Source organism: Pseudideonella sakaiensis (genome assembly GCF_048320135.1).
Taxonomy (GTDB): domain Bacteria; phylum Pseudomonadota; class Gammaproteobacteria; order Burkholderiales; family Burkholderiaceae_C; genus Ideonella_A; species Ideonella_A sakaiensis_A.
In genome coordinates, this window is the sequence record NZ_CP182947.1 from 944,426 (window position 1) to 964,975 (window position 20,550).

20 protein-coding genes are annotated in these 20,550 nt (G+C 65.5%); 7 read left to right on the plus strand and 13 right to left on the minus strand.

Going from position 1 to position 20,550, the window contains the following annotated elements; genetic code table 11:
- Window positions 1-98 precede the first annotated feature (98 nt).
- Both ACNH6H_RS04070 and ACNH6H_RS04075 read left to right on the plus strand, forming a co-directional pair.
- A complete protein-coding gene (locus tag ACNH6H_RS04070; protein ID WP_418315859.1) occupies window positions 99-398 on the plus strand; it encodes a putative signal transducing protein in 300 nt (99 codons plus the stop codon).
- Window positions 399-404: 6 nt separating this feature from the next.
- Window positions 405-1,337, plus strand: a complete 933-nt coding sequence (locus ACNH6H_RS04075; RefSeq protein WP_418315861.1) for a DMT family transporter — start codon at window positions 405-407, stop codon at window positions 1,335-1,337.
- 31 nt (window positions 1,338-1,368) lie between these two features.
- Here ACNH6H_RS04075 and ACNH6H_RS04080 read toward each other — a convergent pair whose 3' ends face one another.
- The 12 genes from ACNH6H_RS04080 to ACNH6H_RS04135 form a co-directional block, all read right to left on the minus strand.
- Window positions 1,369-2,148, minus strand: a complete 780-nt coding sequence (locus ACNH6H_RS04080; protein WP_418315863.1) for an SDR family oxidoreductase — start codon at window positions 2,146-2,148, stop codon at window positions 1,369-1,371.
- A gap of 68 nt (window positions 2,149-2,216) precedes the next feature.
- Complete coding sequence (locus ACNH6H_RS04085; RefSeq protein WP_418315865.1) at window positions 2,217-3,125, minus strand: DMT family transporter; 909 nt, start codon at window positions 3,123-3,125, stop codon at window positions 2,217-2,219.
- A gap of 22 nt (window positions 3,126-3,147) precedes the next feature.
- The gene (locus ACNH6H_RS04090) at window positions 3,148-4,659 is read right to left on the minus strand and encodes a tripartite tricarboxylate transporter permease (protein WP_418315867.1); all 1,512 of its coding nucleotides are present in this window, start codon (window positions 4,657-4,659) and stop codon (window positions 3,148-3,150) included.
- A 19-nt stretch (window positions 4,660-4,678) separates the two neighbouring features.
- Window positions 4,679-5,140 (minus strand): tripartite tricarboxylate transporter TctB family protein, encoded by a 462-nt coding sequence (locus tag ACNH6H_RS04095; RefSeq protein WP_418315868.1) that lies wholly within the window; start codon window positions 5,138-5,140, stop codon window positions 4,679-4,681.
- A 69-nt stretch (window positions 5,141-5,209) separates the two neighbouring features.
- On the minus strand, window positions 5,210-5,929 hold the full coding sequence (locus tag ACNH6H_RS04100) for an ABC transporter ATP-binding protein (RefSeq protein ID WP_418315870.1): 720 nt from the start codon (window positions 5,927-5,929) through the stop codon (window positions 5,210-5,212).
- A gap of 34 nt (window positions 5,930-5,963) precedes the next feature.
- Window positions 5,964-6,743 (minus strand): ABC transporter ATP-binding protein, encoded by a 780-nt coding sequence (locus tag ACNH6H_RS04105; RefSeq protein ID WP_418315871.1) that lies wholly within the window; start codon window positions 6,741-6,743, stop codon window positions 5,964-5,966.
- 11 nt (window positions 6,744-6,754) lie between these two features.
- Window positions 6,755-7,837: a branched-chain amino acid ABC transporter permease gene (locus tag ACNH6H_RS04110; protein WP_418315872.1), complete on the minus strand. Its 1,083-nt coding sequence runs from the start codon at window positions 7,835-7,837 to the stop codon at window positions 6,755-6,757.
- A gap of 15 nt (window positions 7,838-7,852) precedes the next feature.
- Window positions 7,853-8,776: a branched-chain amino acid ABC transporter permease gene (locus ACNH6H_RS04115; protein ID WP_418315873.1), complete on the minus strand. Its 924-nt coding sequence runs from the start codon at window positions 8,774-8,776 to the stop codon at window positions 7,853-7,855.
- A gap of 226 nt (window positions 8,777-9,002) precedes the next feature.
- Entirely contained in the window at window positions 9,003-10,271 is a 1,269-nt protein-coding gene (locus ACNH6H_RS04120; RefSeq protein ID WP_418321212.1) for a replication-associated recombination protein A, read from the minus strand.
- Window positions 10,272-10,392: 121 nt separating this feature from the next.
- Entirely contained in the window at window positions 10,393-11,007 is a 615-nt protein-coding gene (gene lolA, locus ACNH6H_RS04125; protein ID WP_418315875.1) for an outer membrane lipoprotein chaperone LolA, read from the minus strand.
- A 4-nt stretch (window positions 11,008-11,011) separates the two neighbouring features.
- Window positions 11,012-13,396: a DNA translocase FtsK gene (locus ACNH6H_RS04130; RefSeq protein ID WP_418315877.1), complete on the minus strand. Its 2,385-nt coding sequence runs from the start codon at window positions 13,394-13,396 to the stop codon at window positions 11,012-11,014.
- A 102-nt stretch (window positions 13,397-13,498) separates the two neighbouring features.
- The gene (locus ACNH6H_RS04135) at window positions 13,499-14,164 is read right to left on the minus strand and encodes a Crp/Fnr family transcriptional regulator (RefSeq protein WP_418315879.1); all 666 of its coding nucleotides are present in this window, start codon (window positions 14,162-14,164) and stop codon (window positions 13,499-13,501) included.
- A gap of 275 nt (window positions 14,165-14,439) precedes the next feature.
- Between ACNH6H_RS04135 and trxB the strand changes: the two genes are divergently transcribed.
- From trxB to rpmG, 3 genes are all read left to right on the plus strand, one after another.
- Window positions 14,440-15,390 (plus strand): thioredoxin-disulfide reductase, encoded by a 951-nt coding sequence (gene trxB / locus ACNH6H_RS04140; RefSeq protein ID WP_418315881.1) that lies wholly within the window; start codon window positions 14,440-14,442, stop codon window positions 15,388-15,390.
- Between the two features lie 100 nt (window positions 15,391-15,490).
- Window positions 15,491-15,724: a 50S ribosomal protein L28 gene (rpmB, locus tag ACNH6H_RS04145; RefSeq protein WP_418321214.1), complete on the plus strand. Its 234-nt coding sequence runs from the start codon at window positions 15,491-15,493 to the stop codon at window positions 15,722-15,724.
- A 22-nt stretch (window positions 15,725-15,746) separates the two neighbouring features.
- Window positions 15,747-15,914, plus strand: a complete 168-nt coding sequence (gene rpmG, locus ACNH6H_RS04150; protein ID WP_309700072.1) for a 50S ribosomal protein L33 — start codon at window positions 15,747-15,749, stop codon at window positions 15,912-15,914.
- A gap of 396 nt (window positions 15,915-16,310) precedes the next feature.
- Here rpmG and ompA read toward each other — a convergent pair whose 3' ends face one another.
- Window positions 16,311-17,000: an outer membrane protein OmpA gene (gene ompA, locus ACNH6H_RS04155; RefSeq protein ID WP_418315882.1), complete on the minus strand. Its 690-nt coding sequence runs from the start codon at window positions 16,998-17,000 to the stop codon at window positions 16,311-16,313.
- 260 nt (window positions 17,001-17,260) lie between these two features.
- On the opposite strand from ompA, the gene gyrA reads away from it, so the two are divergent.
- Both gyrA and ACNH6H_RS04165 read left to right on the plus strand, forming a co-directional pair.
- Window positions 17,261-19,924, plus strand: a complete 2,664-nt coding sequence (gene gyrA, locus ACNH6H_RS04160) for a DNA gyrase subunit A (protein WP_418315884.1) — start codon at window positions 17,261-17,263, stop codon at window positions 19,922-19,924.
- Window positions 19,921-20,535 carry a hypothetical protein gene (locus ACNH6H_RS04165; RefSeq protein ID WP_418315887.1) on the plus strand — a complete coding sequence of 205 codons (615 nt, stop codon included), beginning with the start codon at window positions 19,921-19,923 and terminating at the stop codon, window positions 20,533-20,535. Before gyrA ends, ACNH6H_RS04165 begins: the two co-directional genes overlap by 4 nt.
- Window positions 20,536-20,550: the final 15 nt, after the last annotated feature.

Genomic DNA, 20,550 nt, shown 5'->3' on the forward strand with positions numbered 1-20,550 from the left:
ATCGTGCCAGCCTTCCGGGCAGCGTGCACCGATCGCGTTTCGGCGCACCGCCACTTGCCAGCCACACACCGGACCATTCTGCCCGCATGCGCCGATTGATGATCGCCCCCAACCTCGCACTGGCCACGCTGTGGTCCGACTGGTTGTGTCAGGCCGGCATTCCGACGACCGTGCAGCGCGTCTGGGCAAGCAGCATCGCCGGTGAACTGCCCCCTGACCAGACGCTGCCCGAACTGTGGGTCGAGAACGATGCCGACCTGGAGCGCGCCGCGACGCTGCTCGAAGCCTTCAAGCACCCACCATCGCAGACCTGGGCCTGCCCGAATTGCAAGGAAATCATCGATGGCCCGTTCGAGCAGTGCTGGAATTGCGGCCATCCGATGCCGCCGAGACCCTGAGCAGCGATGAGCGGCAGACTCGATTGGCGGATGGCGCTGCTGCTCAGCGTCCCGCCACTGATGTGGGCGGGCAATGCGGTGGTCGGGCGTCTGATGGTCGGGCAGATTCCGCCGCTGGCGCTGAATGCGCTGCGCTGGACACTCGCCGGGGCCTTGCTGTTGCCGCTGGCCTGGCGCGTGCTGCGCCATCCCGAGGTGATCCGCATCCGCTGGGGCTATTTCGCAAAGCTCGGTCTGTTCGGCGTCGGCAGCTACAACGCGCTGCAGTACATGGGATTGCACACGTCGACGCCGGTCAATATCACGCTGATCGCCGCCAGTTCGCCGGTGTGGATGCTGATGATCGGCTCGATCGTCTACGGCGTGCGAGCGCGCGGCGTGCAATTGGCCGGTGCAGCGCTGTCGCTGGCCGGTGTGGCGCTGGTGCTGTCGCGCGGCGAATGGGCCAGGCTGGCGCAGATCCAGCTGGTGCCCGGCGATCTGCTGATGCTGGCGGCCGTCATCTCCTGGGGCTTCTACAGCTGGTTGCTCGCGCGCCCGCCCGAGTCGATGCGCGGCGACGCTCGGCCGAGCTGGAACTGGGCCGAATTCCTGTTCGTGCAGGTGATGTTCGGCTGGATGTGGGGAGCGGCAGCGGCCGGCGCCGAGCAGGTGCTGGCTCCGGCGGACATCAACTGGTCGGGCAGCGTGGTTGCGGCAATCGTTTTCGTCGCGATAGGCCCGTCGATCCTCGCCTACTACTGCTGGGGCAAGGGCGTTGCGGCGGTGGGGCCGGCGACGGCTGCATTCTTCAGCAACCTGACACCGGTTTTTGCGACGCTGCTGTCGGCGATGCTGCTCGGCCAGTCGCCGGGCTGGTACCACCTCGCCGCATTTGCGCTGATCGCCGCCGGCATCGTCGTGACGAGCCGGCCGGTGAAGACCGCAGACGCCCGCTGACTTTGGTGCTGCGCCGCCAGCGGTCGTCGCGTCAGAACGTTCCCGGATAGGCGCCGCCGTCCATCAGCAGGTTCTGGCCGGTGATGAAGCCGGCATGCACGCTGCACAGGAAGGCGCAGGTCGCACCGAATTCTTCCTTCGTTCCGAAACGGCGTGCCGGATTGGCGGCAGCGCGCTGCGCGAGGACCGCCTCGATCGTCTGGCCGCTGCTTTTTGCCGCACCGGCGGCGGTCGCGGCGAGCCGATCGGTGTCGAACGGGCCCGGCAGCAGGTTGTTGATCGTCACCCCTTTGGCCACCGTCTTGCGCGACAGGCCGGCAACAAAGCCGGTCAGGCCACTGCGCGCGCCGTTGCTCAGACCGAGGATCTCGATCGGTGCCTTCACCGCCGCCGAGGTGATGTTGACGATGCGGCCGAAACCGCGCTCGGACATCGGGTCGACGACCGCCTTGATCAGCTCGATCGGCGTCAGCATGTTGGCGTCCAGTGCCTTGATCCAGGCATCGCGGTCCCAGTCGCGGAAGTCGCCGGGCGGCGGGCCACCGGCGTTGTTGACGAGGATGTCGATCTGAGGGCAGGCGGCCAGTGCGGCGGCGCGCCCTTCCGGCGTCGTGATGTCGCCGGCAACTGCGCGTACTTCGCCGCCGCCGAGCGCGCGCAATTCGTCAGCCGTCCTGTTCAGCGCCTCCTCGCCGCGCGCGGTGATCACGACATTGACACCCTCGCTGACCAGCGCCGCCGCGCAGCCCTTGCCGAGGCCCTTGCTTGCAGCGCATACCAGTGCCCACTTGCCGTTGATTCCGAGGTCCATTTCGTTCTCCAGTGATTGTGCGAAAGCGGCCGCAACAGCGAAGCCTGATGCGCCGGTCGACTGCGATCTTAGCGGGCGCGCGTCAGCAGCCAGATGCCGGCCAGCACCAGCGCCGCACCGGCAAGCACCCAGCCGGTGAACGGCTCGTCGAGCAGCCACACGCCGAGCAGGATCGTCGACAGCGGGCCGACCATGCCGGTCTGTGCGGTGATCGTCGCGCCGAGCCGCTCGATCGCCATCATCACCATCAGCACCGGTGCAAATGTGCAGAGCACCGCATTCAGGATCGACAGCCAGATCACTTCCGGCGCCACCACCATCGCCTGCAGCGGACGCAGCAGGAAGAATTGGCCGATGCACAACACGCAGGCAACGCTGGTTGCCAGACCGGTCAGCCGCAGTGCGCCGAGCCGCTTCACCTCGGCGCCGCTGTAGCACAGGTAGAACGCATAACTCAATGCGCTGGCAAAAACCAGCGCCGCGCCAAGCGCGGCCTCGCTGCCGGCGAGGCTGAGTTCGTGACCAAAAACAAGCACGACGCCGGCATAGCTGAGGGCCAGCGCGTACAACTGGCGCCGATTGACCTGCGCACCGAACAGCCACACGCTGATCAACAACACCAGCGTCGGATTGAGGTAGAGGATCAGCCGCTCGAAGCTGGCGCTGACATATTGCAGTCCGAGAAAATCGAGAAAACTGGCGAGGTAGTAGCCGGCAAAACCCAAGCCGACCACCACCTGCCAGTCGCGCCGTTCCAGCGCCGGCTTGCCGCGGCCGGCGCTCCAGCTCAGCAGCAGAAACAGCGGCAGCGCAAACAGCATCCGGTACATGATCAGCGTCACCGCGTCGACGCCGTAGCGATACGCCAGCTTGACGATGATGGCCTTGCCGGAAAAAGCCACCGAGCCGGCAAACGCAAGGGCCAGGCCGGGCCAGATGCGCTGGATCGGCGTCGCCGAAGGCGCGAGGTTGCTCATCGCGTTGCCGTCCGGCCGGCCATCAGCGCTCCTGCCGGAAAAGTGCGGCGCGCAACGGCCGCACCGACGGCAGCAGCAACGAGGCCACCAGCAACGCACCGGCCAGCAACAAACCTGCCGACAGCGGACGCGTCAGCAGGATGCTCCAGTCGCCGGCCGACAATTCGAGCGCATGGCGCAGGCTGGACTCCAGCGTCGGCCCGAGGACAAAACCCATCAACAACGGCGTCAGCGGGCAACCGAGCTTGAACAGCAGATGGCCGAGCGCGCCGAACAGCGACATCTGCAGGACGTCGACGATGCCACCGGGAAGCGCATACGCGGCCAGGCAGCAGAATGCGCCGAGCACCGGATAAACCATCGCAAAGTCGACCGACTCAAGCCTGCGCGCCAGCATGCCGAGCGGCCGGCCGAAGACGAACAACACGACGCCGCTGAAAGCGATCGCGGCGATCAGCCCCCAGAACAATTCGGCGTGGCCGGTCATCAGCTGCGGGCCGACCTGCTGCCCACGCTGCAGCAGCAACCCGACCATCAACACCAGCGCGGCATTGGTCGGCACGCCGAGCGCGAGCAGCGGAATGAAGCTGCTGCGTGTCCCGGCGCTGATGGCCGCGGCGGCAGCCGTACCGGCGGGTCGCGCATCGTCGCCGGCCCGGCCGGCTTGCAGCCGGCGCTCGATACCCCGCGCGACGTAGGCTCCGATCGCCACCCCGCCACCCGGGACGGTGCCGAACAACGAGCCGACCGCGCCACCGCGCGCAGTGTGCAAGGCGTCCTGCTGCAGTTGCTGGCGCAATGGCAGCCGATGTGGCACCGTCCCTGCCGGTGATGGCAACGGCTGCGCCGCCCCGCCAAGCAGCTCCGACAGCAGCCGGCCGATCACCACCAGACCGAGCGCCATCGGCACCAGGCCAATGCCGGCATCAAACGGCAGATAGTCGAAATCGAACCGGGCCAGGCCCGTCTGCGGGTCGCTGCCGATCTGCGCCAGCAGCAGACCGAACACCAGCATCGACATCGATTTCAACAGCGAACCGGCAGCCAGCACGACCACCGCCAGCAGCGCGAGCACCATCATCGAGAAATATTCGGCCGGGCCGAAGCGGAAGGTCAGTTCGATCAGCGAGGGTGCGATCATGACGATCGCGAATGCGCCGATCAGCGACGCGACCAGCAGCGACAGCGGCCTCGCTGCGGCAAACCAGCGCATCGACCACACCGCCGGAACCGTCATGCCAGACGCAGGTACCGGCTCGCCGCTGCCATCCGAAAGCAGGGGCGCAGCGATCATGGGGCCGGCCGATTGGGCGCCGCCGGCAGCACCGCAATAGATGCCGACCAGCAGCATCATTGCCGCCAGCGGTTCGAGCAGCAGCGCGGCCGGCAGCGCCAGCGCGACCAACGACAACATGCCGACGCCGGGCAGCGCGGCAAACGTCGCGCCAAGCAGGCAGCCGCCTGTCAGCAGCAACAGGTGCTGCTGCTGCGATGCAATCGATACGCCGAGCGCAAGGTTGTCGAACAAGGTCACCACGCAACCCCGCGGCCACTCATGCGGAAACCGCCGGCCAGAGCGGAATCGGCAGCCCGGCCAGCCCGACAAAAACGATCCAGACCAGCAGTGCCGATGTTGCCGACAGCAGCAACCAGCGGCGCAGCGCGAGCCGTTGGGTTGCATGGCCGAGCAGCCAGACCAGCAAGGCGACGGTCAGCAGCATCCCCAGTTGTGGCAGCAGCAGACCGCCGACGGCCAGCGAGCCGCAGACGACAATCAGCGCACGCCAGCCGATCGATCCGACCGGCGCACCATCGTCGGTCTCGAAGGTCAGTGCCTTGAAGATCAGCAGGCAACCGAGCAGCGCCAGCAGCAGACCGAGCAGCAACGGGAAAAAGCCGGGTCCCGGCTGGTCGCTGCTGCCGAGCACGTGGCCGGAGGCGCCGATCGCAAACACCACGCCGGCAACCGCGAACAGCAGGCCTGCCCAGAAGTCGCGCTGGTTCTTGATCTTCAAATCTCGTCTCCTCCCGCACGACACCGACCTCGCCGCAGGCGCAGCGACCGAGGCCGGCCCGGGCCGACGTTATTCGCCGAGATAGGCGGCCCGCACCTTCGGGTCCTTCAGCAGTTGATCGGCGTCGCCGCTCATCGACATCTCGCCCGACTCCATCACATAACCCCGCTTTGCGAGTTGCAGGGCCCTGCTTGCATTCTGCTCGACCAGCAGCACGGTGACGCCACGCTTGTAGATGTCGGCGACGACGTCGAAGATCTTGTCGACCATCATCGGCGACAGGCCCATCGACGGCTCGTCGAGCAGCAACAGCTTCGGCCGGGCCATCAGCGCACGGCCCATCGCAAGCATCTGCTGCTCGCCGCCGGACATCGTGCCGGCGAGCTGGTTGCGCCGTTCCTTCAGGCGCGGAAAGATGCCGAACACATTCTCGATGTCGCGCCCGATCTGGTCATCGTTGCGGACAAAGGCGCCCATCTGCAGGTTCTCGGCGATCGTCATGCGGGCAAAGACGCCGCGTCCTTCCGGCACCATCACCAGGCCCTGGCGAACCAGGTCCCATGGGCCCTGGCCGCGGATCGAGCGGCCGAGGTATTCGATATCGCCTTCGGCAACATTCTGCAGGCCGGTGATCGCCTTCAGCGTCGTCGTCTTGCCAGCGCCATTGGCGCCGATCAGGCTGACCAGTTCGCCCTGGCGGACCTCGAACGAAATGCCCTTCACGGCCTGGATGCCGCCATAGGCGACCTTCAGGCCCGTCACCTTCAGCAATGGGGTTGCAGTGGTCATCGGATATCCCGGGAATTCATGTGCAGACCGGCCGTCAATGCACGGTGGTGTGGTCGGCACCGAGGTAGGCCTCGATGACCTTCGGATCGCGCTGCACCTCGGCCGGCGTGCCATCGGCAATCTGCTTGCCGTAGTCGAGTACGGTGACGCGGTCGCACAAGCCCATCACGAGCTTGACGTCGTGTTCGATCAGCAGGATCGTGCGGCCGTCGTTGCGGATGCGGTCGATCAGTTCGCGCAACACGGTTTTCTCGGTTGCGTTCATGCCGGCAGCCGGCTCGTCGAGTGCGATCAGCTTCGGATCGGTGGCCAGTGCCCGCGCGATCTCGAGCCGGCGCTGGTCGCCATAGCTGAGCGTGCGCGCCTTGTACGGCGCGAGCTGGCCGATGCCGACGTAATCGAGCAACTGCTGCGCGCGGTCGACGATCGCCTTTTCCTCGGCCTTGAAGCGCGAGGTGCGGAATACCGCGCCGATCAGGCCGGAATGTGTGCGCACATGGCGGCCGACCATCACGTTCTCGAGCGCGGTCATCTCGGCAAACAGCCGGATATTCTGGAAGGTGCGGGCGATGCCGGCCTTGGCGACCTGGTGCACGGCGGACGGCTTGTACGGCTTGCCGGCAAGCTCGAAGCTGCCCGCGTCGGGGCTGTAGAGCCCGGTCAGCACGTTGAAGAACGTGGTCTTGCCGGCTCCGTTCGGTCCGATCAGCCCGTAAACCTCGCCCTCCTCGATCTTCACGCCGACATCGGACAGCGCCTGCAAGCCGCCGAAGCGCTTGGAGACCCCTTGCACATTGAGAATCGTTGTCGTCATTGGCGTATTCCTCAGGCGGCGCGCTTCGACTCGGCAGCCTTGCCATGTTCGGGGGATGGCCACAGGCCGCGTGGCCGGGCCAGCATGATGCCGATCATCGCCAATGCGATCAGCAGCTGGCGCAGGATCGACGCATCGAGCCGCCCGCCGGTCATCTGCTGCAGCGGCGCCGCGACGTAACGCAGCACCTCCGGCAGCGCCGCCAGCAACACCGCACCGAGGATCACGCCCGGCAGGTGGCCGATGCCGCCGAGCACGACCATCGCGACGATCATGATGCTTTCCATCAGGCTGAACGATTCCGGCGACACGAAGCCCTGGAAGGCGGCAAACATCGTCCCCGAGACGCCGCCGAAGGTGGCGCCCATCGCGAATGCGAGCAGCTTCATGTTGCGCGTGTCGATGCCCATCGCCTTCGCGGCAACCTCGTCCTCGCGGATCGCCATCCAGGCGCGGCCGATGCGCGACAGCTCGAGGCGGTGACTGATCACGACGCTGAAGACGACCAGGCCGAGGAACAGGTAGTAATACAGCGTCACCGACGGAACGAACAGATTGCCGATATCGATGCCCTTGCCGACATTGAAGCCGAGGATGTGCATCGAATCGACGCGGTCGATGCCGCGCGGTCCGTTGGTGATGTTGACCGGATGTTCGAGGTTGTTCAGGAAGACGCGGATGATCTCGCCGAAGCCGAGGGTGACGATCGCCAGGTAGTCGCCGCGCAGCCTGAGCACCGGCATGCCGAGCAGCACGCCGACGATCGCCGCCAGCCCGGCGGCCAATGGCACAACGAGCAGGAACGGCGCATGCATGCCGCCCGGGAACAGCTGTGCGATCCATTCGAAGTTCTCGGTCAGGTGCGGCGACGCCAGCAGCGCGTACATGTAGGCGCCGACCGCATAAAACGCGACATAGCCGAGATCGAGCAGGCCGGCATAACCGACCACGATGTTCAGGCCGAGCGCCAGCAGCACGTACAGCAGAGCGAGCGCCAGGATGCGCACCCAGCCCTGCCCGAAATAACCGGCGAACAGCGGCAACGCCGTCAGCAGCACCGCGGCGATCAGAAAGACGACGATCTTGTTCTTCATCTTGTCGCCCTCCGCTCAGGCCCGGTCGGCGACCCGCTCGCCAAGCAAGCCGGACGGGCGCAGCGTCAGCACCAGGATCAGCGCGATGAAGGCAAAGATGTCGGCATAGTGGCTGCCGAGCACGCCGCCGGTCAGCTGACCGAGGTAGCCGGCACCCAGCGCCTCGACCAGTCCGAGCAACAGCCCACCGACGACCGCGCCAGCCAGGTTGCCGATGCCGCCGAGAACCGCCGCGGTGAAGGCCTTCAGACCGGGCAGGAAGCCCATCGCATGCTGCACGGTGCCGTAGTTGCTGGCCCACATCACGCCGGCCACCGCGGCGAGCGTCGCACCGATGATGAAGGTCGCGGAGATCACCATGTCGGGCTTGACGCCCATCAATGCGGCAACGCGCGGATTCTCGGCGGTGGCGCGCATCGCGCGGCCGAGCTTGGTGCGGTTGACGAGGTACATCAGCGCCGACAGGATGACCACCGTCAGGCCGAGGATCATGCACTGCGTGACGCTGATCACTGCGCCGCCGATTTCGTACGGCTCGATGGGCAGCAGCTGCGGATAGGGCTTCGGATTCGGCTTCCAGATGATCATCGCCAGCGTCTGCAGCAACAAACTCATGCCCATCGCAGTGATCAGCGGCGCCAGCCGCGGCGCATTGCGCAGCGGCCGGTAGGCCAGTTTCTCGATCACGAAATTCAGCGCCGAACAGCAGATGATCGCGCCGATCAACGAGATCACCAGCAAGCCCCACCCGGGCATGCCCGTGTCGGCCAGTGCGATGACGATGGTCCAGCTTGTCAACGCGCCGACCATCAACACATCGCCGTGCGCGAAGTTGATCAGGTTGATGATGCCGTAGACCATCGTATAGCCGAGTGCCACCAGCGCATACATGCTGCCGAGCACCAGACCGTTGATGATCTGCTGAAGAAAGATATCCATGCGGGGTCTCCTGATTCCGATGCCGGGCGAAAGCGCCCGCTCACCACGCTGGCGCTTCGAGGTCAAGAGCAAGAACCCCGCCAATTGCATCTGCGCCGTCGTGCGCGAGCCGCCGGCCCGCGCAACGGTGGCGAATTCTATCCAGCGCGCGCGGACCGCCCGGGGCCGGGTATTCCCCGCTGGATTTTTCCTCTGCCGTCGATCGAGGTTTGGTGCCGGCGCGGCGTCAGCGCTCGCGCTGCGCCGCGTCATTCAGCGCGCGCAACTCGGCCAGCCGCTCGCCGATGCGGATTTCCAGCCCGCGCTGAACCGGCTGGTACAGCCGCACCGCAGCCATGTCATCCGGCCAGTAGCTTTCGCCGGCTGCAAAGCCGCCTGCCTCGTCGTGTGCGTACCGATACCCGCGGCCGTAATCGAGGTCCTTCATCAGCCGGGTCGGCGCATTGCGCAGCCGCAGCGGCACCGGCCGGCTGCCGCCGCGCTTGACCAGCGCCTTGGCGTCATTGAATGCGCGGTAGACGGCATTCGACTTCGGAGCGATCGCGAGGTAGACCACCGCCTCGGCAAGCGCGAGCTCGCCCTCTGGCGAACCGAGCCGGTCATAGGTTGCCGCCGCATCCAGCGTGATGCGCAGCGCCCGCGGATCGGCCAGGCCGATATCCTCGGCTGCCATCCGGATCAGCCGGCGCAGCGCGTACAGAGGATCGACGCCGCCGTCGAGCATGCGCACCAGCCAGTACAACGCGGCATCCGGATCGCTGCCACGCACCGACTTGTGCAGCGCCGAGATCGTGTCGTAGAAGGCCTCGCCGCCCTTGTCGTAGCGCCGCATCTGTTCACCGAGCGCGAACTCGAGCCGGGTTTCGTCGATTTCGCCGTCGCGCTGCGACGGCTCGGCTGCCGCCACGGTGCGGATCAGGTTTTCATAGGCATTGAGCAGCCGCCGGGCGTCACCGTCGGCATAGGCGATCAGCCGCTCGCGCGCCGCCGGCGTCATCACCGGTGCGGCGAGCAGATCACGCGCTCGGTCGAGCAATGCGCCGAGTTCATCGTCGTCGAGCGACTTCAGCACATGCACGCTGGCCCGCGACAACAGCGCCGAATTGACTTCGAACGACGGGTTTTCGGTGGTGGCGCCGATGAAGGTCAGCAGACCCGACTCGACATGCGGCAAAAAGGCATCCTGCTGCGCCTTGTTGAAGCGGTGCACCTCGTCGACGAACAGCACCGTGCGCCGGCCCGCGGCTTGCGCGGCGGAAGCTCGCTCGACCGCCTCGCGGATGTCCTTGACGCCGCCGAGCACCGCCGACATCGTGATGAACTGGGCATCGAAGCCGTCGGCCATCAGCCGCGCCAGCGTCGTCTTGCCGACGCCCGGCGGGCCCCACAGGATCATCGAGTGCAGCCGCCCGGAGTCGAAGGCCGCACGCAGCGGCTTGCCCGGCGCCAGCAAGTGGCGCTGGCCGATCACATCGTCGAGGGTCTTCGGCCGCATCCGCTCGGCCAGCGGCGCCGCCTCGGCGGCGGCATGCTGCCGATCATCGAGCAGGTCGGTCAATGGCAGCTGTGTCGATCCCATCGCGGCATTGTCGCGCGGCTCGGGCTGGCCATCCTGACTACTGCTCGATCACATCGGCGCCGGCGGGCGGCACGAACTTGAAATGCTGCGGCGCAAACGAAACATCTGTCTCGAAGCCGCCAAACTGCAGCAGCGAGCGCTGGCCGAAACCGTCGAGGATCTCGACCGCAGCGAGCTGCTTGCCACGGAAGCCGACCTTCACCGCATTGAAGCCGCCTTCCTTGATCCTCGGCAGCGCCTGCGCCCAACTGAGGCCATCACGATCGGGCAATGCCGACAGCTCGAAATCCTTTTCGAGGTTGCCGCCGGCCAGCAGCGCTGCCGGCGTTGCGCCGAGGGCCTGCGAAAACTTGCGTGAACTGGCCTGGTTCAGGTCGGTGTCGTAGATCCAGACCTTCTGGCCATCGGCGACGATCAGCTGCTCGAACGGCTTCTTGTAGATGAAGCGGAAACGGTTCGGCCGGGCGAACTCGAAGCTGCCGCTGGAGGTCTTTTTCTTTGCGCCGTCCGGCGAGGTGACGGTCTGCGTGAAGTCGGCGCGGCCGGCATTGACGTCGCGAACGAACTGCTTCAGCAGATCGACGGCATCGGCGCGGGCCGCAAGCGCGGCCAGGCCGAGCACGGCAGCAACAACAATTCGGTGAAGTTTCAAGGGATTACTCGGTTCGTGCGGGAACGATGATTTCGCGGTTGCCATTGCTGGCCATCGCCGATACGACCCCGGATCGTTCCATTTGTTCCAGCAAGCGCGCGGCACGGTTGTAACCAATTCGCAGATGGCGCTGCACCAGCGAGATCGACGCGCGCCGGTGCTGCAGCACGATCGCAACCGCCTGGTCGTACATCGGATCGGCCTCGCCTCCACCGCCGCCGGGCATGTCGGCGGTTGCCGGGTCGCCCTCGCCGTCTATCGTGCCGCCCTCGAGAATGCCGTCGATGTAGTCGGGCTCGCCCTGGCTCTTCAGATAGTTGACGACGCGGTGCACCTCGTCGTCGCTGACGAAGGCACCGTGCACCCGCACCGGCACGCCGCCGCCCGGCGTCAGGTACAGCATGTCGCCCTGTCCGAGCAGCGCCTCGGCGCCCATCTGGTCGAGGATGGTGCGGCTGTCGATCTTGCTGCTGACCTGGAAACTGAGCCGGGTCGGGATATTGGCCTTGATCAGGCCGGTGATCACGTCGACGCTCGGCCGCTGCGTCGCGAGGATCAGGTGGATGCCGGCGGCGCGCGCCTTCTGCGCCAGCCGCGCGATCAATTCCTCGATCTTCTTGCCGACGACCATCATCAGGTCGGCCAGTTCGTCGATCACGATCACGACATACGGCAGCCGCTCGAGCGGCTCCGGTGCTTCGGGAGTCAGGCTGAACGGATTGCCGATCGTCTCGCCGCGCTCGGCAGCCTCGGCGATCTTCTTGTTGTAGCCGGCCAGGTTGCGCACACCGAGCTTGCTCATCAGCTTGTAGCGGCGCTCCATCTCGCCGACGCCCCAGTTCAGCGCATTGGCGGCCTGCTTCATGTCGGTGACGACCGGCGCGAGCAGGTGGGGAATGCCCTCGTAGACGCTCATCTCGAGCATCTTCGGATCGATCAGGATCAGCCGCACGTCGCGCGCCTCGGCCTTGTACAACAGGCTCAGGATCATCGCGTTGATGCCGACCGACTTGCCGGAACCGGTCGTGCCGGCGACCAGGCAGTGCGGCATCTTCGCCAGGTCGGCGATCACCGGATTGCCGACGATGTCCTTGCCCAGGCCCATCGTCAGCTGCGAATGGGCGTCGTTGTAGGCCTGCGAACCGAGAATTTCCGACAGCCGGATCGTCTGCCGTTTCGCATTCGGCAATTCGAGTGCCATCGTCGTCTTGCCCGGAATGATCTCGACGACGCGGATGCTGACCAGGCTCAGCGAGCGCGCCAGATCCTTCGCGAGGTTGACGACCTGGGAACCCTTGACGCCGGTGGCGGGTTCGATTTCATAGCGCGTGATGACCGGGCCCGGCGATGCCGCGACGACCCGGACCTCGACGCCGAAATCCTGCAGCTTCTTCTCGATCAGCCGCGAGGTCATCTCGACCGTTTCGGGAGTCACCGTCTCGACCCGGCTCATCGGCGCGGCGTCGAGCAGATCGACCTGCGGCAGCTTGGTGTCTATCAACTCGTTGAACAGCGGCGCCTGCTTCTCCTTCGCAACCCGCTCGCTGCGCGGCGGCGTTGGCGGTGGCGGCTCGATCACGACCGGCACATGCTCGACCTGCCGCTGCTGCTGCGCGCTGTCGACGACCTGCTCGCGCTCGCGCAGCGCGCGTTCGCCGAGCCGGACATCCTCGGCCTGGGCCCTGCGCTGCAGCCGCCTGGCCCACAAGCCGTCGACTGTGGCACCGATGCGCTCGGCCAGCCGCCACCACGAGAAACGGAAGGCGAGCGCGACGCCGACCACGCCGACCGCGATCCACAATACGCCGGAGCCGGCAAACCCGAGCCCGCGCTGGCTGGCCGAACCGAGCAACTGGCCAAGCACGCCGCCAGCATGGCCGCCCGGTATGTGCGACTCCCATTGATAAAGCCTGGTCCACTCGAGTGCACTGCTCGCGCACAGCAGCAGCAGCAGACCGATCCAGAATGCCCAGCGCATCGGCGGGGCCGGGGCGACCACCGGCTGATGGCTCGAGCGCAGCAGGCGCGCCAGTGCGCCAAGCCAGTTGCGCACGCCGACCAGCAGCAGCCACCAGACCGAATAGCCGAACAGGAACAGCCCGAGGTCGGCGACCCAGGCGCCGATCGCACCGGCCTTGTTGTTGATCGCCTGATAGCGGTTGCCGGAAGTCGAGAATGCCGGATCGGTGGCGCTGTAGGTCAGCAGCGCAATGAAGGCGAGCAGGCACAACACGCCGCCGACCAGCACGATGATCTGCTCGCGCCAGTGGGCAATCGAAACCGGGGCCGAATCAGTGCTGGCGGCCGTGCGAGCGGCGCGCGTCGACCGGGTCGTATTCGAAGCTGGAGGGCTGGCCTCCGAACGCAGGGATCCAAGCGGAAATGTCATGCCGACATTGTCGCGGATCAGGCACCGGTTCCGGCAGCACCGGCCGACGGTTTGCAACAGCGGCGCGGCACACGATCCGGACGCGCCGCACCGCGATCGGCCTCAGGTCTTCAGGCGGCTGGTGATCAGCACCGAACCATCCTCGCGGGTGTGCACCATGCCGCGTTCCTCGAGGTCCTTCATCACCCGGCTGACCATCTCGCGCGATGCGCCAACGACCTTCGCCAGGTCCTGGCGCGACACCTTGCTGCGGATCAGCCGCTCTTCGCCGACAGTCTCGGCCATGTCGAGCAGGCTGCGTGCAACGCGGCCATAGACATCGAGCAGCGCCAGCGACTCGATCTGCCGGTCGGCATTGCGCAGGCGCTGCACCAGGCCGCGCATGATCGCGTACGACAAGCTGGAATTTTCCGGCAGGCAACGCGCGAATTCGGCGCGGCCGAGCACCAGCATGTCCGACTGCACCTCGGTGCGCACGGTCGCCGAATGCGGCTCGTTGTCGATCAGGCTCATCTCGCCGACATAGTCGCCGGCATGGAGCACCGCAAGGATCACCTCGCGCCCGCGTTCGTCGGCGGCGATCACGCGCGCCCGGCCGGTCAGCAGGATGAACAGCGCATTCGACTTGCGACCGGCCTCGATCACCAGTTCGCCGCGCCGCATGCGGCGTTTGACGACGCTGTCGGCGATACCCTGCGCCTGCTCGTTGGTCAACATCGAAAACAGCGGCACCCGACGTATCAGGTCGAGGTTCGAAAGCATCGCCATGGCAGATCCTCTGGTTGCGCAAATACCGGATGGCTCATCATCGTTGGTCAACACGCGCGATCGGGCCGGCGCGACGTCGACGCGGGCCAGCCGTGGCCCACCTGCTTGCACGGTGCGCGCCGGATGCGGCAGACCGGAAGGCGTTCTTATAACCCGGCCGCGGCCCGGCCGCTATCGGCGCGATCAACCCCTGCTATCCGTCCGCAGCGCCGGGCATGGGAAACTCGCGGGCTGATCCATCGTCCAACGGCCATTCGGCGCGACCCTTCGACATCATGAGCACCAAGCCCCTTCACTCCCGTGTCCTGATCCTCGGCTCCGGCCCGGCCGGCTACAGCGCGGCGATTTATGCCGCACGAGCCAATCTGCAACCGACGCTGGTGACCGGCATCGCCCAGGGCGGCCAGCTGATGACGACGACCGACGTCGACAACTGGCCGGCCGATGTCGACGGCGTGCAGGGCCCTGAGCTGATGGAACGCTTCCAGCGCCATGCCGAACGCTTCAACACGCAGATCGTCTTTGACCACATCAATACCGTCGACCTCGAACACCGACCGTTCACGCTGACCGGCGATTCCGGTACCTATACCTGCGACGCGTTGATCATTGCCACCGGCGCGTCGGCGAAATACCTCGGCCTGCCGTCGGAGCAGAAATTCATGGGCCGTGGTGTCAGCGGCTGCGCGACCTGCGACGGCTTTTTCTACCGCGGCCAGGAGGTATGTGTCGTCGGCGGCGGCAATACCGCGGTCGAGGAGGCCTTGTACCTGTCGAACATCGCGAGCAAGGTCCACCTGATCCATCGCCGCGACAAATTCCGCGCCGAGCCGATCATGGTCGACAAGCTGACTGCCAAGGCGACCAGCGGCAACATCGAACTGCACCTCTGGCAAACGCTCGACGAGGTGCTCGGTGACGACAGCGGCGTGACCGGCGTGCGGATCCGCAACAGCCAGGATGGCAGCACCAGCGAACTGGCGGTCAGCGGCTGCTTCATCGCGATCGGCCACCAGCCGAATACCGACATCTTCAACGGACAGCTGGAGATGAAGGACGGCTACATCATCACCCGCAGCGGGCTTGCCGGCATGGCGACGATGACCAGCGTGCCGGGCGTCTTTGCCGCCGGCGACGTGCAGGATCATGTCTATCGGCAAGCGATCACCAGCGCCGGAACGGGCTGCATGGCAGCCCTCGACGCGCAGCGCTTCCTGGAGCAATGACGGGCCGGGTTTGGTGCTCGCGGCAAAAGCGGGCTATAATCGACAGTCTTTGCTGGAAGTCGTCCGGCAATTCCGATTTTTTGTAGATGGGAGCAGCGTGATGGCACGCGTCTGTCAAGTCACGGGCAAGGGCCCGATGGTGGGAAACAACGTTTCCCACGCCAACAACAAGACCAAGCGTCGCTTTCTGCCGAACCTGCAATACCGCCGGTTCTGGCTCGAAAACGAGAACCGCTGGGTGCGTCTGCGCATTTCGAATGCCGCACTGCGCCTGATCGACAAGGTGGGCATCGAGAAGGTCGTCGCCGACCTTCGCGCCCGCGGCGAAATCTGAAACCTGACCTACGGAGCAGACCATGGCCAAAGGTGGACGTGAAAAAGTAAAGCTGGAGTCTTCTGCCGGCACCGGTCATTTCTATACGACCGACAAGAACAAGAAGACGATGCCGGAAAAGATCGAGATCATGAAATTTGATCCGAAGGCGCGCAAGCACGTGATGTACAAGGAAACCAAACTGCGCTGATACGCAGCGGTTTTCCGAATCAACCCGCCCGGTCTTCGACCCGGCGGGTTTTTTGTTGCCTGGCGGTTTGCTGCGATGCAGCGCCAAGCACGCCGATCGCACCGGCCGCTGCCCAACTGCCGTTTCGGTGGGACTACCCGGCATACGCTAAGCGCGCCAGCCATGCCAGGCACGCCGGCAGCAGCCCGGCCCTCGCCGGCCCGATCGATTGCGCAACGCAGCATGCACACCGCGGGAGCAGGCCGCCAGGCGCCATCATCACCGCTACGGCCGCCGCCTTGTCGGGGCACATCGCCGAAATTGCCGCCGCCTCTGAACTCGATGGAGTGGCCGGCAACAGGCAATAAAAAACCCCGCCGAAGCGGGGTTTCAAGTTCCGTCGAGAACGAAAACTTATCAGCGGGTGCGCGTGCCCACCACTTCGATTTCCACGCGGCGATTCTTCGCGCGGCCTTCGGCGGTGCGGTTGTCAGCGATCGGCTGCTTCTCGCCCTTGCCTTCGGTGTAGACACGGTTCTTCTCGACACCCTTGCCGACCAGGTAGTTCTTGACGGCTTCGGCACGACGAATCGACAGACGCTGGTTGTATGCGTCGCTGCCGATGTAGTCGGTGTGGCCGACGGCAATGATCACCTCGAGATTGATGCCCTTCATCTTGCTGACCAGGTCGTCGAGCTTGGCGCGACCTTCGGGCTTCAGTTCGGACTTGTCGAAGTCGAAGAATGCGTCTGCGGCGAACGTCACCTTCTCGCTGGTCGGAGCAGCCACGACTGCCGGCGGAGCAGCCGGAGCGGGCATCGGAGCAGGAGCTGCGCGCGGCGGAACGGCCGGGACGGCAGGAGCCGGGGCGGGAGCCGGAGCCGGTGCGGGAGCAGCAGCCTTCAGTGCGCCATCACAGCCGGGAGCAGCGGTCGCCGGGGTCCAGAAGGCATCGCGCCAGCAAAGCTCATTGGTGCCGTTCTTCCAGACGAGGCCGTTGGGGTTCACCCAGTTGTCGATCGTCTTGGCTTGGGCGAAGGCGCCCGAGCTTGCAACGGCGAGAGCAGCGGTTGCGAAGATCGACGCCACATTGTTCAGTTTCTTCATGGTTCTCCTCTCGAGGGAAAGCGCAGTAGGTTCTGCAAAACGTCCGAACAGGATCCGGAAAATACTGGCAAACCCTTACTTTCGCAGGTGCTTACCACTCGCCAGATTGTGCCATAGGGCATTGCGCGAACCCGTTTTCAGCGCCCTCTGCCGCCGCAGCTTGCGTCAATGTTGCATGGATGCCACACCGGGCGACAACTTAGAATGGATGGCTTGGCCTCTCTCAACCCCGCTCCCGTGAGCGGCTCGGGTGCACCGGAATGACACAGTTCGCTAAAGAAACACTGCCGATCAGCCTTGAAGAGGAGATGCGCCGCTCCTACCTCGACTACGCGATGAGCGTGATCGTCGGCCGTGCCCTGCCCGACGCCCGCGACGGCCTGAAGCCGGTGCACCGGCGTGCATTGTTCGCGATGCACGAATTGAACAACGACTGGAACCGCCCTTACAAGAAGTCGGCCCGTATCGTCGGCGACGTGATCGGTAAATATCACCCGCACGGCGACCAGTCTGTCTACGACACCATTGTGCGGATGGCGCAGGATTTCTCGATGCGCCACATGCTGGTCGACGGCCAGGGCAATTTCGGCTCGGTTGACGGCGACAACGCCGCGGCGATGCGTTACACCGAAATCCGGTTGTCGAAGATCGCCCACGAGATGCTCGCCGATCTCGACAAGGAAACGGTCGATTTCGGCCCGAACTACGACGGCAGCGAAAAAGAACCGCTGGTGATGCCGTCGCGGCTGCCGAACCTGCTGGTCAATGGCTCAGGCGGCATCGCGGTCGGCATGGCGACCAATATCCCGCCGCACAACCTCAATGAGGTGATCGACGCCTGCCAGCACCTGCTGAAAAATCCGGACGCGACGATCGACGAACTGATCGAGATCGTGCCGGCGCCGGACTTCCCGACCGCCGGCATCATCTACGGCACCGCCGGCGTGCGCGACGGCTACCGCACCGGTCGCGGCCGCGTCGTGATGCGCGCAAAGGCGCACTTCGAGGATATCGACCGTGGCCAGCGCCAGGCGATCATCGTCGACGAGATCCCCTACCAGGTCAACAAGAAGAACCTGCTCGAGCGGATGGCCGAGCTGGTGCACGAGAAGAAACTCGAGGGCATCAGCCATATCCAGGATGAGTCCGACAAGTCCGGCATGCGGGTGGTGATCGAGCTGAAGCGCGGCGAAGTGCCCGAGGTGGTGCTGAACAACCTGTACAAGCAGACGCAGCTGCAGGACACCTTCGGCATGAACATGGTTGCGTTGATCGACAACCAGCCGAAGCTGTGCAACCTGAAGGAATTGATCGCGATCTTCCTCGAGCACCGGCGCGAGGTCGTGACCCGGCGCACCGTGTTCGAACTGCGCAAGGCGCGCGAACGCGGCCATGTGCTGGAGGGTCTGGCGGTTGCGCTGGCCAACATCGACGAATTCATCGCGACGATCAAGAGCTCGCCGACGCCTCCGGTCGCGAAGGCCGCGCTGATGAGCAAGAGCTGGGATTCGTCGATGGTGCGCGAGATGCTCGCCCGTGCCGAGGGCCAGACGCCGGGTGGCCGCGCGGCCTTCCGGCCGGAAGGCCTGCATCCGAGCTACGGCCTGCAGGGCGACGGCCTGTATCGGCTCAGCGAAGACCAGGCTGGCGAGATCCTGCAGATGCGACTGCAGCGCCTGACCGGGCTCGAGCAGGACAAGATCCTCAATGAATACAAGGATGTGATGGCGGTGATCGCCGACCTGCTCGACATCCTGGCCACGCCGTCGCGGGTGACGACGATCATTTCCGACGAGCTGGCCGCGATCAAGCAGGAATTCGGCCAGACCAAGCTCGGCGCGCGACGCAGCGAGATCGTGCTGAACGCGCAGGACCTCGGCACCGAGGACCTGATCACGCCGACCGACATGGTGGTGACGCTGTCGCACACCGGCTATATCAAGAGCCAGCCGCTGGCCGAATACCGCGCGCAGAAACGCGGCGGCCGCGGCAAGCAGGCGACGCAGACCAAGGAAGACGACTGGATCGACGACCTCTTCATCGCCAACACCCACGACTACATCCTCTGTTTCACGAACAAGGGACGGGTCTACTGGCTGAAGGTCTGGGAAGTGCCGCAGGGCTCGCGCAATTCGCGCGGCCGGCCGATCGTCAACATGTTCCCGTTGCAGCCGGGCGAGAAGGTCAACGTCGTGCTGCCGCTGACCGGCGAGGCACGCAGCTTCCCGGACAACCGCTATGTCTTCATGGCCAGCGCCCAGGGCGTCGTCAAGAAGACCGCGCTGACCGAATTCAGCAACCCGCGCAAGGCCGGCATCATCGCGGTCGACCTCGACGACGGCGACTTCCTGATCGGCGCCGCGCTGACCGACGGCCAGCATGATGTGATGTTGTTCTCCGACAGCGGCAAGGCGGTGCGCTTCGACGAAGAGGACGTGCGGCCGATGGGCCGCAATGCACGCGGTGTGCGCGGCATGAACCTCGACGAGGGCCAGAGCGTGATCGCGATGCTGGTGGCCGAAGATGAAGAGCAAAGCGTGCTGACCGCGACCGAGAACGGCTACGGCAAGCGCACCAGCATCGTCGAATACACCCGCCACGGCCGCGGCACCAAAGGGATGATCGCGATTCAGCAGACCGAGCGCAATGGCAAGGTCGTTGCGGCGACATTGGTGCGGCCGGACGACGAGATCATGCTGATCACCGACAAGGGTGTGCTGGTGCGCACCCGCGTCGCCGAAATCCGCCAGCTCGGTCGGGCGACCCAGGGCGTGACGCTGATCGCACTGGATCCGAAGTCGAAGCTGATCGGTCTGCAGCGCATCGTCGAGAACGATGCGAATGCCGAACCGTCGACTGACAGCACACCGGCCGACGACAGCGCATCGACAGACGGCGACGCGTCGGCGGGCAGCGACGAATGACCGTTCGCGGCGCCTGGCGGCGAACGGCGGCGGCCTTGCTGGCCGGCAGCCTGGCGCTGTGGACCGCCGTGCCGGCCGCGGCCCAGGCGTCGCCATCGAAAAAGGAGCTCGCTGCCCGCATCGTGCAACTGCAGATGCCGGGCATCGAGCAGCTCGCCCAGGCGCTGGTCGAACGGCCTGCCGCCTTGATGGTCCAGGATGCCGGCACCGCATTGTCGAAACGCGGATCAGCTGAAGGGCCGGAGGTTGCGGCCAGGCGGATCCAGGCTGCGGCGCGACGCTATATAGAAGAAACCGCGCCGATCGTGCGGGGCCGTGCGGTTGCGCTGGCGCCGCAAATGTTCGGCCGCCAGCTCGAAGCCGATTTCAGCGAGGCCGAACTGACCCAGTTGCTGGGTTGGCTCGAGTCGCCGGTGGTGCGCAAATACCAGCAGGCCTTGCCTGGCATCCAGGACGGCTTCATGCAGAAGCTGGTTGCCGAATCCCGGCCACTGGTCGATCCGAAGCTGTTCGAATTCGAGCAGGAGATCCGCAGTGCCCTCGGCCTGCCGCCGCTTGCCGAGAAAGGCGATCCGAAGCTGGCGCCCGGTTCCGCTTCGAAGAAGAAGTAACCACCACTCAACCGT

Excerpts from the sequence above, each read along its gene's own strand:
- ACNH6H_RS04130 (WP_418315877.1), bottom strand. The coding sequence starts at position 13,396 with ATGACATTTCCGCTTGGATCCCTGCGTTCGGAGGCCAGCCCTCCAGCT.
- ACNH6H_RS04165 (WP_418315887.1), top strand. The coding sequence starts at position 19,921 with ATGACCGTTCGCGGCGCCTGGCGGCGAACGGCGGCGGCCTTGCTGGCC.
- gyrA (WP_418315884.1), top strand. The coding sequence starts at position 17,261 with ATGACACAGTTCGCTAAAGAAACACTGCCGATCAGCCTTGAAGAGGAG.
- ACNH6H_RS04075 (WP_418315861.1), top strand. The coding sequence starts at position 405 with ATGAGCGGCAGACTCGATTGGCGGATGGCGCTGCTGCTCAGCGTCCCG.
- ACNH6H_RS04120 (WP_418321212.1), bottom strand. The coding sequence starts at position 10,271 with ATGCGGCCGAAGACCCTCGACGATGTGATCGGCCAGCGCCACTTGCTG.
- ACNH6H_RS04100 (WP_418315870.1), bottom strand. The coding sequence starts at position 5,929 with ATGACCACTGCAACCCCATTGCTGAAGGTGACGGGCCTGAAGGTCGCC.
- ACNH6H_RS04080 (WP_418315863.1), bottom strand. The coding sequence starts at position 2,148 with ATGGACCTCGGAATCAACGGCAAGTGGGCACTGGTATGCGCTGCAAGC.
- ompA (WP_418315882.1), bottom strand. The coding sequence starts at position 17,000 with ATGAAGAAACTGAACAATGTGGCGTCGATCTTCGCAACCGCTGCTCTC.
- ACNH6H_RS04085 (WP_418315865.1), bottom strand. The coding sequence starts at position 3,125 with ATGAGCAACCTCGCGCCTTCGGCGACGCCGATCCAGCGCATCTGGCCC.
- ACNH6H_RS04070 (WP_418315859.1), top strand. The coding sequence starts at position 99 with ATGATCGCCCCCAACCTCGCACTGGCCACGCTGTGGTCCGACTGGTTG.
- ACNH6H_RS04135 (WP_418315879.1), bottom strand. The coding sequence starts at position 14,164 with ATGGCGATGCTTTCGAACCTCGACCTGATACGTCGGGTGCCGCTGTTT.
- trxB (WP_418315881.1), top strand. The coding sequence starts at position 14,440 with ATGAGCACCAAGCCCCTTCACTCCCGTGTCCTGATCCTCGGCTCCGGC.
- ACNH6H_RS04105 (WP_418315871.1), bottom strand. The coding sequence starts at position 6,743 with ATGACGACAACGATTCTCAATGTGCAAGGGGTCTCCAAGCGCTTCGGC.
- rpmG (WP_309700072.1), top strand. The coding sequence starts at position 15,747 with ATGGCCAAAGGTGGACGTGAAAAAGTAAAGCTGGAGTCTTCTGCCGGC.
- rpmB (WP_418321214.1), top strand. The coding sequence starts at position 15,491 with ATGGCACGCGTCTGTCAAGTCACGGGCAAGGGCCCGATGGTGGGAAAC.
- ACNH6H_RS04110 (WP_418315872.1), bottom strand. The coding sequence starts at position 7,837 with ATGAAGAACAAGATCGTCGTCTTTCTGATCGCCGCGGTGCTGCTGACG.
- ACNH6H_RS04115 (WP_418315873.1), bottom strand. The coding sequence starts at position 8,776 with ATGGATATCTTTCTTCAGCAGATCATCAACGGTCTGGTGCTCGGCAGC.